Origin of the sequence: Shewanella sp. SM73, from assembly GCF_025653795.1 — a bacterium.
GTDB lineage: Bacteria > Pseudomonadota > Gammaproteobacteria > Enterobacterales > Shewanellaceae > Shewanella > Shewanella oncorhynchi.
This window is the reverse complement of the sequence record NZ_JAKKRY010000013.1, coordinates 12730-27561: the sequence shown is the minus strand read 5'-3', so window position 1 is coordinate 27561 and position 14832 is coordinate 12730. Positions and strand designations below refer to the sequence as shown.

At 45.4% G+C, this 14832-nt stretch carries 15 protein-coding genes; 3 read left to right on the top strand and 12 right to left on the bottom strand.

Annotated features, from left to right (window positions below; all coding sequences use genetic code 11):
- The first annotated feature begins 745 nt into the window (after positions 1–745).
- Entirely contained in the window at positions 746–3202 is a 2457-nt protein-coding gene (locus L5M51_RS16625; RefSeq protein WP_173244000.1) for a S8 family serine peptidase, read from the top strand.
- Positions 3203–3285: 83 nt separating this feature from the next.
- Here the strand turns inward: L5M51_RS16625 and L5M51_RS16620 are convergent, their stop codons facing one another.
- From L5M51_RS16620 to L5M51_RS16575, 10 genes are all read right to left on the bottom strand, one after another.
- Positions 3286–3831, bottom strand: coding sequence for a YaeQ family protein (locus tag L5M51_RS16620; protein ID WP_263173801.1), 546 nt, complete (start codon positions 3829–3831; stop codon positions 3286–3288).
- Between the two features lie 176 nt (positions 3832–4007).
- Positions 4008–4919, bottom strand: a complete 912-nt coding sequence (locus tag L5M51_RS16615) for a bifunctional precorrin-2 dehydrogenase/sirohydrochlorin ferrochelatase (RefSeq protein WP_168824282.1) — start codon at positions 4917–4919, stop codon at positions 4008–4010.
- Between the two features lie 19 nt (positions 4920–4938).
- Positions 4939–5298, bottom strand: a complete 360-nt coding sequence (locus tag L5M51_RS16610) for a rhodanese-like domain-containing protein (protein ID WP_131523169.1) — start codon at positions 5296–5298, stop codon at positions 4939–4941.
- A 128-nt stretch (positions 5299–5426) separates the two neighbouring features.
- The gene (locus tag L5M51_RS16605; protein WP_028761071.1) at positions 5427–5744 is read right to left on the bottom strand and encodes a DUF2007 domain-containing protein; all 318 of its coding nucleotides are present in this window, start codon (positions 5742–5744) and stop codon (positions 5427–5429) included.
- 234 nt (positions 5745–5978) lie between these two features.
- Positions 5979–6926 carry a protein translocase subunit SecF gene (secF, locus tag L5M51_RS16600; RefSeq protein WP_173243997.1) on the bottom strand — a complete coding sequence of 316 codons (948 nt, stop codon included), beginning with the start codon at positions 6924–6926 and terminating at the stop codon, positions 5979–5981.
- 12 nt (positions 6927–6938) lie between these two features.
- Positions 6939–8789 (bottom strand): protein translocase subunit SecD, encoded by a 1851-nt coding sequence (gene secD, locus L5M51_RS16595; protein WP_173496405.1) that lies wholly within the window; start codon positions 8787–8789, stop codon positions 6939–6941.
- Positions 8790–8806: 17 nt separating this feature from the next.
- Positions 8807–9139 carry a preprotein translocase subunit YajC gene (gene yajC / locus L5M51_RS16590; protein ID WP_007649452.1) on the bottom strand — a complete coding sequence of 111 codons (333 nt, stop codon included), beginning with the start codon at positions 9137–9139 and terminating at the stop codon, positions 8807–8809.
- Between the two features lie 27 nt (positions 9140–9166).
- On the bottom strand, positions 9167–10291 hold the full coding sequence (gene tgt, locus L5M51_RS16585; RefSeq protein ID WP_006082277.1) for a tRNA guanosine(34) transglycosylase Tgt: 1125 nt from the start codon (positions 10289–10291) through the stop codon (positions 9167–9169).
- 161 nt (positions 10292–10452) lie between these two features.
- Positions 10453–11490, bottom strand: a complete 1038-nt coding sequence (gene queA / locus L5M51_RS16580; protein ID WP_263173797.1) for a tRNA preQ1(34) S-adenosylmethionine ribosyltransferase-isomerase QueA — start codon at positions 11488–11490, stop codon at positions 10453–10455.
- 62 nt (positions 11491–11552) lie between these two features.
- Entirely contained in the window at positions 11553–11762 is a 210-nt protein-coding gene (locus L5M51_RS16575) for a hypothetical protein (protein ID WP_263173796.1), read from the bottom strand.
- 207 nt (positions 11763–11969) lie between these two features.
- Between L5M51_RS16575 and L5M51_RS16570 the strand changes: the two genes are divergently transcribed.
- Positions 11970–12593: an acyl carrier protein phosphodiesterase gene (locus tag L5M51_RS16570; RefSeq protein ID WP_263173795.1), complete on the top strand. Its 624-nt coding sequence runs from the start codon at positions 11970–11972 to the stop codon at positions 12591–12593.
- A 75-nt stretch (positions 12594–12668) separates the two neighbouring features.
- On the top strand, positions 12669–13340 hold the full coding sequence (locus L5M51_RS16565) for an RluA family pseudouridine synthase (RefSeq protein ID WP_131523166.1): 672 nt from the start codon (positions 12669–12671) through the stop codon (positions 13338–13340).
- A gap of 98 nt (positions 13341–13438) precedes the next feature.
- Here the strand turns inward: L5M51_RS16565 and L5M51_RS16560 are convergent, their stop codons facing one another.
- Positions 13439–13879 carry a hypothetical protein gene (locus tag L5M51_RS16560; RefSeq protein ID WP_131523165.1) on the bottom strand — a complete coding sequence of 147 codons (441 nt, stop codon included), beginning with the start codon at positions 13877–13879 and terminating at the stop codon, positions 13439–13441.
- Between the two features lie 384 nt (positions 13880–14263).
- Positions 14264–14731: a DUF3617 domain-containing protein gene (locus L5M51_RS16555; protein WP_263146161.1), complete on the bottom strand. Its 468-nt coding sequence runs from the start codon at positions 14729–14731 to the stop codon at positions 14264–14266.
- Positions 14732–14832 lie beyond the last annotated feature (101 nt).

Below are 14832 nucleotides of genomic sequence, written 5' to 3'. Positions count from 1 at the left end.
CTATGCCACTAAGCAGCGATATTTATTCACCTTTTTATCACTTTCAGAAGTCTTATAACGGTTAAATGAACTTGTTAGCCATGACAAACAGATAATGGAGCAGTGCTATAACGGAAGATTGTGGATCTCAAAATACCTAAGATTACCTATGCAAAATATTGATATTCAAAAATACTTGGTAACACGGTACATAAGCCCAAATAGCTAAACGTGTTACCTACGTACTTTAAAGTACAACGTTGCAATCCAGTTATTTCAAACTGACCGAGATATTAGCCGTCGTCAATCAATTGGCAACTGCCACCCTATTGACAGCCTTTTGCAACAATTTCGCATAATCAATCACTTGAGAAAATATTATCATTATGATGAAAACTTAAAGTTTGTTTTTGTTATTTTTAATTACAAAAAAATATATATATAAATTTCAATACATTGATAACGGTAAAATCAATCAAAAGCCCTCATATGAAGTCGTAAATTCGTATTCACTTATTCACGTTTATCACATAAAAAAACAAATATTTTAATAAAATTTGGTTACAAATCGTTACAACTTGAATTTATATGCACTATAAATGCCTATTAAATCTAAACACTTACCAACCGCCATACTGTTAACAATTGATTTACAAATGACGTGGTCGCAGATAAATTCACTAACCGAGTAGCATCTGAGTCGTAGTTATTCTTATGAAACATAAAATAATAATGATTAACACTAAATTGACCATGGAAGAAGAACATGACAATCAACAGAACCACTAAAATAGCGTTAAGCCTTTCAAGCTTAGCTATTGCGATCTCAGCTGGTGTACAAGCAGCACCACAAGCCCCAGGTTTTGCCGCAGCATTACAAGCACAAACCTCCCCACTGCCAAAGCGTTACATTGTGAAGTTTAAAAACACTGATGCCGCGGCCATCATGTCAGCCAATAGTGTGCAATCAACGAGTGATCTGCAGTCACTCAATGACGCGACAACAGATACGCTACCAACCACAATGAATTATCAGCCACAAATGGCTGAAATCAGTGCCCAACATACCGCATTAAATAAAGTACAAGCGAAGGAAATGAAGCGTATCGGCCGCAGTAACAGTTACTCGGTGAAACTCGATGCCAAAGGGATCAATGCCTTAAAAACCCGTGCTGATGTGGAATATGTCGAAGAAGATATGCCACGCCGCTTTCTAAGTGAAAGTACGCCTTGGGGCCAAACTTTTGTGGGAGCAACCCAGCTAAGCGACAGCCAAACGGGCAACCGCACTATTTGTATTATCGACTCAGGCTACGACCGTAGTCACAGCGACTTAGGTGGCAACAATGTCACAGGGACCAATAACTCAGGCACGGGTAACTGGTTTGAGCCGGGCAATAATAACGCCCACGGTACCCACGTTGCGGGGACGATTGCGGCGATTGCCAACAATGATGGCGTGATCGGCGTTATGCCAAATCAAAATGCCAATATTCATGTGATCAAAGTGTTTAATGAATCTGGCTGGGGCTACTCTTCATCCTTAGTCGCTGCCGTAGACACTTGTGTCACCAACGGCGCCAATGTTGTCACTATGAGTTTAGGTGGTTCAGGTTCTAGCACCACTGAGCGTAACGCTCTGGCCGCCCACTATAATAATGGTGTTCTCCTGATTGCTGCTGCGGGTAACGATGGGAATAGCACTCACAGCTACCCAGCATCCTACGATGGCGTCATGTCTGTCGCCTCTGTGGATAGCCATAAAGACCACTCAGCATTCTCCCAATACACCAACCAAGTGGAAATATCTGGCCCTGGTGAAGCAGTTCTATCGACTGTTACCCGTGGCGAAGGCCGTTTAGCCGATATCACTATCGGCAATCAGTCTTACTTTGACTCAGGTGTCGTACCGCACAATCGCCTGATACCTTCTGGTAGCAGCTATGTCCCCGCACCATTTAACGGTACCAGCACTGCAACTTTGGCAGAATGTACCGTTAGCGGCACAAGCTTCAACTGCGGCAACATGACCAATAAGATTTGTTTAGTGGAACGTGTTGGTAATCAAGGCACTAGCTACCCTGAAATTAACGCAGCTAAAGCCTGTAAGAATGCAGGTGCCAGTGCGACGATTGTTTACAGTAACGCGGCATTACCCGGCTTACAAAACCCCTTCCTTGTCGATGCTAACAACGAAATCAATATGGTTTCTGTATCTGTTGATCGTGCAACAGGCTTAGCACTGCGCAATCAACTGGGCGCCACAGTCACTGTCAGCAACCAAGGCAATAAAGATTACGAGTACTACAATGGTACATCTATGGCGACACCGCATGTGTCAGGTGTTGCGACCTTAGTGTGGAGCTACCACCCAGAATGTAGTGCGGCGCAAGTCCGTAACGCATTGAAAATGACCGCCGAAGATCTCGGAACTGCAGGTCGTGACAACTACTATGGTTACGGTTTAGTTAATGCAGTTGCAGCAAAAGCCTTCCTAGACGCATCTTGTACTGGTCCAACGGGTCCTGTCGATCCAACTGAACCGGGCGATAGTGTTCTGGTGAACGGTGTGGCGAAAACAGGTTTAGCAGGCGCAACAGGTGAAGAATTACATTTTTCATTTGAAGTTCCAGCAGGTGCAACGAACCTAGGCTTTGTGATGAACGGTGGCACAGGTGATGCGGACTTGTATGTGCAATATGGCGCGGCGCCAACCACCACTAATTACGATTGCCGTCCGTATAAAAGTGGCAATAGTGAGTCTTGTCCAATCACCAACGTACAATCAGGCACTTACTATGCCATGGTGAAAGGCGATTCGGCTTTCACTGGTGTGTCGTTAACGGCGAACTACACAGCGTCTAATGGCGGCGGTACGCCAACGAGCTATAGCAATACTGATAACTATAATATTCCTGATAACAAAGCGGCGGGGATCACTAGCCCAATCACGGTTACTCGCACAGGTGATTCAAGTACTGTGACTGCAGTCGTGAACATAGTCCACCCTTACATTGGTGACTTAAAAGTGCAGCTGATCAGCCCTTCAGGAAAAACGGTTACCCTGCATAACAACACAGGTCTTGGTGCAGACAATATCAATAAGAGCTATACCGCAGATATGACAGGTGCTAATTCGAACGGCGTATGGAAGTTAAAAGCCGTAGACAGTGGCCGTGGTGATGTTGGTTATATCGATAGCTGGGAACTGAGCTTCAAATAAATCAAAATCGATACTCTTACTGATATTTAAAAGTGATAAACGGAAAGAGCCTGCAATTGCAGGCTCTTTTTTTACAAAACATGTTATTCAATATCTTTGAGGATTTCAGGCTCAATCAACACGCTGGTTTCATTATCCGATAACCAAATTTGGCCTTCACTAATCGAAACTTGCAATGCCATATTACGCCCAACAAAGGCCTCCATCGCCGTGACGGACTCTTCGACAATATTCCACACTTTTAAATTCTGATAACGCTCTAACGCTTGCTGATTCTGTTTCCACCAAATCGGTACACTGCGACCACCATAGGTAAAGAGCTGCACGACTTTGGCACGGCCGCTGGCCTTTCGCAGCCATTTTTCATCGGCCTGACCAAACTCAACCCACAACTCAATTTCACCGGATAGGGTTTTGTCCCATAGCTCTGGCTCGTCATCGACGCACAGACCTTTACTAAAACTTAAGGTTTCGCTGGCATTCACAATAAACGCGAGTAAACGCACCATCATGCGGCCATCGGTTTCGGAAGGATGCTGTGCAAGCGTCAATTGATGGTCTTGGTAATAATTCCGATCCATATCGGCTATCTGTAAATTGACTTTAAACACGGTCGCCTTGAGGGCCATAGTCATCCTAAATGCAGAGTGAAATCCTGAAACAGCGAAATCCTAAAATAAGGCTGCCGAGTCTACCTGAGACTCGGCATTAGCTCAAACGAACAATAGAATACGCCCATGAAATCGAACATAAAGTGCAATTGAACAGAAGGTTAAATCGAACCTAAGGCTGAATCGGTAAGAAATTAAATCGCTCCGGGTCGCAGATGTTTAGCCATGGGAAAATGGGCTTTCAACAAGCTGATTTTTTGCGTATCCGCTACCAGTAGCATGCGCGTACCCAGCTCATACTGTTGACTCAATTCACTGAAAGCGGGTAAAAAACCGCGATCTGCGTCGCGGCGAACAAGTTCAGCGAGTTCGACACTCAAATCGCCTTGGCTGTATATCCAATCGAGGCGCTGCAATAGCGGCATGGCGGCGAGCGGCAATAAGTCCACAGACGTTGCATCATCCAACAAAAGGATTTCGCCGCGGCTGACTAAGTTATTAAACGCATTATGGTAATGCTCAGTGGTACGACTATCGAAACGGTCACCATTGGTATCAAAAAAACGCTCCCAAAATAAGCGGCGTTTCGAGGTTGAATCGAGTTTATCTTGTACTTCGACGCGTCTATCGGCGACAAAATCGAATAACGGTTTGAGTGACTGCGGTAGACTAGATTCTAAACGCGAGCGAATCGTGCGTGCAAATACTGGTGCTGCGCCCGCAGTGCTGATCGCGACCACTAAACGACCTCGATCCACAATAGAAGGAGTGATAAAGCGGCAAAAGGCGGGATTATCAACAGCATTAACCCAGATACCACGCGCAGTAGCTAAGGTCGCTAACTCGGCATTAAGACTGTCGTTTGCCGTAGCTAAATACACCAAATCATAATTTTGAATGTCGGCATGGACGACTTCACGCTGGGATAACAAAATACGGCCAGCATCTGCATAACGTTGCACTTCTGGGTTCACCTCTGGCGCTACCACGTGGATATTGGCTTCGGTACGTGTCAGCAGTGCTAACTTACGGCTAGCCACATCGCCCGCGCCCACCAGTAGAACATTCAAATTAACCGTATCGACAAACAAGGGAAAATATTGCATTAGATGAGATCCTGAACGCTTAGTCCTGCACCACTGGCAGTTGACGCTGTACCCAGCCCTTATAGCCACCAATCATAGAGGCAACGTGGGTGTAACCCATAAGTTGCAGATTATGGGCAGCCAAGGCGGAACGCGCACCACCCGCGCAGTAGAGTAATATGGGTGTATTTTTATCGGGGAAACGCGCTTCGATATCACGCTCTAAAATACCCCGGCTTAAATGTTTCGCTTGGGGTAAATGATCTTGCAGCCACTCACGATCCTCACGCACATCAACAAGGTGCCAGCGGTCATCGGCCTGATAAGCTTCGATTGTCACTTCAGTGATATTAGGCAGAATAGCGTCAACAAGGGCGGAAAATGCATTGGGATGCTGCATCACTAACTCCTAGATAAGATATTGAATGACATAATGAATGTCAGCTTATCAGCAAAGTGTAATCTTCTCATCCTGCAGACGCAATCTTTCAGCCTCACCGCAAAGCTGAGAAGGTTGCCAGTGAAAGGCTAGTTGTGGCTTTCGCTGCGCTCTGAGCTACATTGCCAGCAAAGCTCAAAACTGCCTTCATTAGTCTCATGGCATTGCACACACTGCCATTGCGGACTTTCAACATCCAACGCATTCAATTGAACTTGTGCCGACGCGTATTGGGACTCACCTACCCATAACTCGACGTTTTGCATCCCAGTAGGGAGTTCACCAATGCCGCCTAATAACGCTTCACCTCTGAGTTCAACATGAATGCCACAGGCCTCCAATAAACCTTTCCATGTGTGGGCCTGCAATAAATTACCACCAGCAACTAACACTTTACGTTCTTCCATGCGACATCCTACGGCTACAACTCTCTAGAATATGGGTTGCCGACATCCTACTGCTAAATAGCCGAGGCTGTCGAGCGCTGATTTTTACATCAGTTGTTAAATAAATTAACATTCACTTTTTACAGCATAACTGACTATAACTTTGTGAGTTTGCTAGCAGAATGTCAGATACGCCTCAAAATTGATGCAAAAAAAAGCCACCTCATAGGTGGCTTTTTAACTCCAAATTAACCTTTAAGGCATCATAGGAGGTTGGTCTGCGCCTTCTTTCTCAATCTCAACTGGCATCATGTGTTCACGATTGATACCCAGTTTAACGGCCAAGAAGCTCGCCACATAGATAGAGGAATAAGTACCCACAAAAATCCCCAACAGCAATGCAGTCGCAAAGCCATGGATCATAGTGCCGCCCTTAAGGAACAAGGCCACAACAGTCACCAAAGTCGTGCCCGTTGTAATAATGGTACGGCTCATAGTTTGAGTGATTGAAATGTTAACTATTTCTTCAGGATCGCTCTTACGCAGCTTAAGGAAGTTCTCACGGATACGGTCAAATACCACAATAGTATCGTTAAGTGAGTAACCCACCACCGTCAACAAGCCCGCCAATACGGTCAAGTCAAATTCCAATTGGAATAACGAAAACACACCTAAGGTCACGATGACATCGTGCGCCAGTGCCGCTACAGAACCAAACGCTAAGCGCCATTCGAAACGAAACGACACATAGATCATGATACAAATCAGCGCAACTAATACCGCCAATGCACCTTGCTCTGCCAGTTCTTTGCCCACTTGTGGGCCAACAAACTCAACACGCTTCTGCTGCACTTGTGGGTCAACTTTCTGTGCGGCTTCCATGACAGACTTAACCTGCACATCGCTCTTAACGCCTTCTTTCACCTGTAAACGTACAAGTACGTCACGGCTAGAACCGAAGTTTTGCACGATCGCACCTTCGGAATCTGGCGTCGTCAGTTGCACACGCAGCGCATTCAAATCAACCGGCTGAGTAAACTCCATTTCAACAACAGTACCGCCAGTGAAATCAAGACCCCAGTTAACGCCATTAGTTGCGAGCGATATCAGCGAGCCCAGCACTAACACTGCCGACATAATGCTAATAGGCAGTGCATGGCGGAGGAAGTTTACTGTATGTTTTAAGGATAAAACTTCAATCATTGTCACTTCCCCTTAGATAGACAGAGTCTTCACGCGCTTACCACCCCAAATCGCGTTAACGATTGAGCGAGTACCCACGATGGCGGTAAACATAGAAGTCGCAATACCTATCATTAAGGTCACAGCGAAGCCTTTAATCGCACCAGTACCTACGGCAAACAAAATGAGCGCAGTGATGAAGGTGGTGATGTTCGCATCAGCGATAGTTGAGAAAGCATTACCATAACCTTCATGGATTGCCTGCTGTACGCTACGTCCCGCACGAAGCTCTTCACGAATACGCTCATAAATCAGCACGTTGCCGTCAACCGCCATACCGACCGTCAACACCATACCGGCAATACCGGGTAGGGTTAACACAGCGCCAGGGATCATAGACATAACGCCTACAACCATGACTAAGTTTGCGGTTAAAGCCAGGTTAGCAATAAGCCCAAAGCTACGGTAGTAAACCAACATAAAGAGTAAGACAACTGCCATACCCCATACCATGGCTTGTACACCGCTTTGAATGTTTTCAGCACCTAAGCTTGGACCAATGGTACGTTCTTCAACAATTGATACAGGAGCAATCAAGGCACCCGCACGCAGTAATAGCGCAAGGTTTTGTGCTTCACCATGACTTAAGCCAGTGATCACAAAGTTACGGCCTAAACGGGCTTGAATGGTCGCGACAGAAATCACTTCTTGGATTTTCTGCATCTTAACGCTGCCATCGGCATTGCGATCACCACTGTCTTTATATTCGATGAACAAAGTCGCCATAGGCTTGCCTATGTTGTCTTTGGTCACGTCAGAGAAAATGGTCCCGCCTTTAGCATCGAGGTTGATACTGACCTGAGGACGACTGTACTGGTCAAAGCTAGGTTGTGCACCAGTGATATGGTCACCCGTCAACATCACTTCTTTCTTCAATATCACAGTGCCACCTTCGCGGCGCTGATACACTTCAGAACCTGCAGGTACACGACCTGATTGGGCAGCATTCGGATCGGCTTTGTCATCCACCATGTGGAATTCAATTGATGCGGTTGCACCTAAGATTTCCTTAGCGCGAGCCGTATCTTGCACACCTGGCAGCTCAACGATAATGCGCTCAGCACCTTGGCGTTGTACCACAGGCTCAGCCACACCTAACTCGTTAACACGGTTACGAATGGTAGTAATGTTTTGTTGCAGTGCTTCTTCTTTAATCTGCTTTAGATAAGCTTCACTCATTACAGCTTGCAGCGCGAAATCTTCGCCACGGCTAGCGTCGGTGAACACCATATCTTTATTGCGAGTCTTAAGAAAACGCTCGGCAGTCGCTAGGTTTTCAGCATCACGGAACTTGATTTCAATTCCAGTGGCATTAACACGAATACCAGCATAACGAATGGTTTCTTCACGTAATTGTGAACGGAAATCAGCGACTTTAGCTTCTTCCATCTTACGAATCGCTTCGCCCATGTCCACTTCCATGAGGAAATGCACACCACCGCGAAGGTCAAGACCGAGTTTCATTGGGCTACCACCCATGGACTCGAGCCACTTAGGCGTCGCAGGCGCTAAGTTAAGTGCCACAGTAAACTTGTCACCTAAGCTGTCAGCAATCAGTTCTTTCGCCAGTAGCTGTTGATCCGCATTTTGCAAACGGACCAACAACTGACCTTTTTCAAGCTCAGAGCGCTTTACCGCAATGCTCTTACTGGCTAACAGCTCGTTCACACTGGCTTGGGTAGATGCTGTTACTTCAGCACCTCGAGTCGCCACCACTTGCACCGCATGATCTTCACCAAAAAGGTTAGGTACGGCATAGAAACAACCTATGGCGATGACGAGCATCACCATAATGTTTTTCCACATTGGGTATTTATTTAACACGCCTGAGCCCTCTTGGCTTACAACGACTGGATAGAGCCCTTAGGCAATACAGCTGCAATATAGTCTTTTTTGATCGTGATTTGTGTTGTGTCGTTCAAGCTCAGTAACACGTAATCGCTTTCGTCGCTGATTTTTGCAATCTTGCCTAAAATCCCACCACTGGTTAACACTTCATCGCCTTTGCCTAATGAAGACATCAGATTTTTGTGCTCTTTAACGCGTTTTGATTGCGGACGGAAAATCATGAAATAGAAAATCAGGCCGAAAATCGCCAGCATGAAAATCAGTTCCATCGTGCCGCCACCTTGTGGTGCGCCGGCAGCGCTTGCATATGCATTTGAAATAAACATAGTTTTTCTCTTCTTATTAGCAAAAAATCAATCGACTAACTCTGGTACTTCGCGACCTTGACTGGTATAGAAGTCCGCCACAAAGGCGTCTAATGTACCCGTCTCAATCGCACCGCGCAAACCTTCCATTAACATTTGATAGTATCTCAAGTTGTGAATGGTGTTTAAACGCGCACCCAGAATCTCATTACAACGATCTAAGTGGTAAAGATACGCCCGTGAATAATTTTTACAGGTATAACAATCACACTTAGTATCAAGTGGTGACGTGTCATCTCTATGACGCGCATTGCGTATTTTGATCACACCTTCACTCGTAAACAGATGACCGTTGCGGGCATTACGGGTTGGCATCACACAGTCAAACATGTCAACACCACGACGTACACCTTCAACTAAATCTTCTGGTTTACCGACCCCCATCAGATAGCGAGGTTTGTCTGCAGGAATTTGCGGGCAAATATGCTCAAGAATGCGATGCATATCTGCTTTAGGCTCTCCTACGGCCAAACCACCGACGGCATAACCGTCGAAACCAATATCGACTAAGCCTTTTAAGCTTTCGTCGCGTAAATCTTCATACACACCGCCCTGAATAATACCGAAGAGTGAGTTAGGGTTCTCTAAACGGTCAAATTCATCACGCGAACGTCTTGCCCAACGCAAAGACATCTGCATTGACTTGCGCGCTTCATCTTCAGTGGCAGGATACGGGGTACATTCGTCAAAAATCATCACCACATCACTGCCCAATGCATCTTGAATTTGCATTGATTTTTCAGGATCTAAGAAGATTTTTTCACCATTAATGGGCGAACGGAAATGCACACCTTCTTCGGTGATCTTACGGATATCGCCAAGACTAAACACTTGGAAACCGCCCGAGTCAGTTAAAATAGGACGCTGCCAGTTCATAAAGTCATGCAAGTCACCGTGCTTACGCATGATTTCTTCGCCTGGGCGCAACCATAAATGGAAAGTGTTACCGAGCAAAATATCCGCGCCAGTGGCACGGACTTCTTCCGGTGTCATGCCTTTCACTGTGCCGTAGGTTCCTACCGGCATAAAAGCGGGGGTTTCTACTGTGCCACGATCAAAAATTAACCGACCACGGCGCGCACGCCCGTCGGTAGTGTCTAATTCAAATTTCATAATTCACCTCGCCAGATAAACAGTCTGACTACATTTTTAATGGCTAATGCCATTTTGATTAACAATAGAGATGGGGACAGTGTTAAAAGGTTCAATCTTTTAACGAAAAAAATTGCCGCACCATCTCACTTTGGGCGGCTATTTTAAAACAAAATCTTGGTCTAGTGGGCTTTTTTCGTCACAAACATCGCATCGCCATAGCTAAAGAAGCGATATTTTTGCGTGATAGCATGTTGATACGCCACCATAACATGATCAAAACCGGCAAAAGCACTCACTAACATGATCAAAGTTGATTCAGGTAGATGAAAATTTGTCACCATAGCATCGACCACTTGGAATTCATAACCTGGGTAAATAAAGATATCGGTATCGCCGCTAAAAGCTTTGAGTTCGCCAAGGCTTGCGCGTGCCGCACTTTCTAAGGAGCGCACTGACGTCGTCCCCACGGCCACCACACGTTTACCCGCAGCTTTGGTTTGCGCGATTAAATCAACCACATCCTGCGGCACATTCGCCCACTCGGAATGCATCTTGTGTTCAAGAATGGTATCGACACGCACTGGCTGAAATGTTCCCGCGCCCACATGCAAGGTCACAAACGCGACATTCACGCCCTTGGCTTTTAATGCATCGAGCATGGCATCGTCAAAATGCAAACCCGCCGTTGGCGCTGCAACTGCACCAGGATTTTGGTTATACACGGTTTGATAGCGCTCTTTGTCGGCATCATCATCGGGTCTATCGATATAAGGAGGCAAAGGCATGTGCCCTACTGCTTCAAGCACTTCTAAGATGGTTAACTCGGATAACAACTCAAGTTCAAACAAGGTATCGTGACGGGCGACCATCTTCATTTGATAGCCACCGTCGAGATGGATTAACGAATCCACTTTAGGGGATTTAGAGCTGCGAACATGGGCGAGGATGCGCTTATCATCAAGCATACGCTCGACTAAAATTTCTAACTTACCGCCACTGGCCTTTTGACCAAACATGCGCGCGGGGATCACTCGGGTATTGTTGAACACCATTAAATCGCCGGGATTAATCATCCCCAGCAGATCGGTAAACTGCTTGTCGCCTAACGCACCAGAGTTGCCGTCTAAGGTTAACAGACGGGATGCATTACGCTGCGCCATAGGATAACGAGCGATCAGCTCATCGGGGAGATCGAAAGAAAAGTCTGCAACGCGCATATTGGCCTCTAGATAGCTTAGAACGGCGGCTAGTCTATGGTTAGAGGCCAATAAGATCAAGATTACTTATTGCCAGTGTCCACTTCTTGCTCGGGTTCCACTGGATTGATGCCATCTTGGGGCAGATTGTCATCGGCATCGAATTTTAGCCGCGAGCGACTAAAGTCATCCATGCTGAAACGGTGTTGTTCAAAGGGGATTTCTATTAGCACTTTTTTGCGCTTCTGCTGCTCGTCTTTACCAAGCATTTTGGTGAACCAGTTCCACATCATCCATGATCCTAAAAAAGGTTATTGATTTTATTTCACTTTCCCTTATCGATTACTATGTCAACGTTTAAGTCAGCCATAATTATTCACGGCGAATTAAATGTCATTATCAATAAAAAGTGAAAAAATACTGCATTTTTAGCTTCGGCGCTTTCCTAAGCGCGCTTGTGCATGATACCGTGAACCGACGTGGTTAACCAAGCACAAATAATGAACTTTCTTACACACTTACATCTCGCCGACATCAGTAAAACCCACCTTGCTGCCAACGTAGCAGGTAACTATATTCAAGCGCCAATTGCGCAAGCCCCAATGGAGTTACGCCAAGCTTTATGGCTAAACCAAGAGATTAATACCCTCTGCGCCAGCCATGAATTGACGATTGAATTAATGGAAGCTTTCCCTGCGCCCTTAAGAAGCATAGCAGCAGAACTCATGGCGGTGAGTTTCGATCACTATTTAGCTTACTATTGGGAAGAATATCACCACAAACCCTTGGATGAATTCAGCAGCAAGGCCTATGACGCGTTAGATGCTTTCGCCACGCAAGGCGTTGATCCATACCATCCAGAGGCATTATTTACACTCTTGCCCACAATGCGCAGCGCCGATTGGCTAGGCAGCTACACCACCGAAAAAGGATTACAACAAGCCTTAGCACAGGTGGCCAAACAGCATCCGCAAGCCGCACTGTTTAAAGATGCCCATAAAGTCGTCAATAAAATGCAGATAGAAATCGAAACCGCGTTCCGCACTTTTTATCCGCAGCTGATGGCTTATACCCGTATTTGGAGCCGTAAGACACCTGCAGAATATTTGCCCTCCCCCCTCTAAGAATAAGCAAGCATGAGATTATGCTGTATGCCTGCGTAAATTTTGCTAGTATGGCCGCGCAAAAATGAGGACAAGATGCAGATATTTGATTACCAGCCCCCAGCAGTTCCTTGGCTAGACATACGCTATAAAGATAGAGATCTGATTATCATCAATAAACCTTCGGGATTATTATCTAATCCGGGTCGAGCGGCTCACACCTTCGATTGCGCGTTAACCCGCTTACAAGCCCTTTATCCAGAAACGATTTTAGTGCATAGGCTCGACTGCGCGACCTCGGGCATTATGGTGTTCGCCCGTAATAAAAAAGCGGAGTCGCATTTAAAAACACAGTTTCAAGATAGACAGAGTAAGAAAGTCTATATTGCCGAAGTGATGGGACATGTGCTGCAAGATCAGGGGATTATTGACCTCGCGATAGTGCCAGACACTGAACATCCGCCCTATCAAAAAACGCTACAGGCGGGAGAGACTGGCGGCAAAAGCGCCCTCACTCACTACCGTGTATTAGAGCGCCGAGAAAACAGCACCTTAGTCGAGCTTTCGCCAGAAACAGGCCGCACCCACCAGTTGCGTGTGCATATGCTTGCCCTAGGGCATGCAATTTTAGGCGATGAATTTTACGGTGATGCCGAGGTTATCAAGGCCAAACCGCGTTTATGTTTACATGCACAAAGCTTAAGTTTGACCCATCCCTATTCGGGTAAATCGCTGTTTATTAGCAGCAAACATCCATTTACTGAATAACTTAAGCCACTCGCTACAATTCCATAAAAGCAAAAGGTCGCGACTTAGCCCTTAGCTATCGTGCGACCTTAGTTATTTACGGATTCGACTGTCGTCGTTTAAGCGACGCGTATACCTTGACCAAAATCGACATCAGCCGCTAATTTTTCCGCTTGGAAATAACAGCCCTGCTCATTACAAAATTGTAATTGCTGCGACGATGTAACGATAAAAAATTCACCAAAGAAATTGCCGCCAACATCCTCTAGCTTATGGCCCTCAGGAGTTTGCGTCATATAGACTTCATCTAAACTATGGCAGCCATCGCTAAACCAAGTTTCTAAAAAATATTTATCGTCTTCTTTATAGAGGGTAATTTTGTCACCCAATAAAGGACGCCCATCTAACCAACGACCTATAATTTCACGATTTTGCATATCTGTCTCCCGCCAATGAAGGCGACGGCGTTTTTCAATCCCAGACATCCTGATATCCTTATGCAATACCCAATCACCTAAAGTGAATGTCAGTTGTGGTAGTACATTAAGCATAGAACCCATTTAACTCTTTACTCCCCACAGCAGCAAATTACTTCAAATCGCCCGTCAAATGTAATTTTTTGGTTAATTTAAATTTGCTAAATATTTAAAATATAAAAGATAAATACCTTTGACTAATTAATCGGCAGTGTAGCTCAATCTAAAAATAAAAACGCGATCTTTATCACTATTTACTTATCGCTAAAGTAAAGGCAGCTAAAAGACTTATCTAGCGAGCTGAATAAAAACACCGCGCTGTATAGACGTCGATAAAATGAGAACGGCAGCCAAACAGACCAACTGGCAATGTAAGCAAAAGTCCAATAAATCCCCTCTATATTACTAACTGCCCTCATAACATCCTTGCTAACCGTTATGCGTCAAGTTGAAGAGTTTGTATGGCACTTAGTCACAAGCGCCAATATATTTTCCATTGCCAACGAGTTTCGACTTGATTTTCATTGACTCTTCAGAGATTGTCACTTCAAGCTTAGAAGTGAACGTTTTCCCATTGAAACGCATTTCACCCACTGTTTTAGATGCACCATCAGGGCTAGTGCATGATGTTTCAAACACCATCTTGTTAGCACTGATCCAATTGCTGTTGGTTTGGCATTCTTCGCCTTCATTTTCTTCAGGCTCTAAATCAAATGCAGAGGCGATGTCATTTATGCATTCAGTTTCCGTGTAATCAGGCCTTTTGGCCATGCTCCGCATCATTTTCTCCATTTCAGGAGGTGCGTCTATTTCTACTATTTCGGATTTCCAAGTGGTTTCCCATAAACCCGGTTTGAAGTCATAGTTTTCAGCGTGAAGATGAGTTGATGCCACTATGAGTCCAGTTAACATCACTTTAGTAATTAGGTGGGTCATTTATTATTCCTTTAATTAATGAAAAACAAGTAAGGTTTTAGTGCCTAGCGCCCAAATTTAGCACGCAAAGTCGTGCTGCGGGTTGAGGTCGCAGCCAGCAA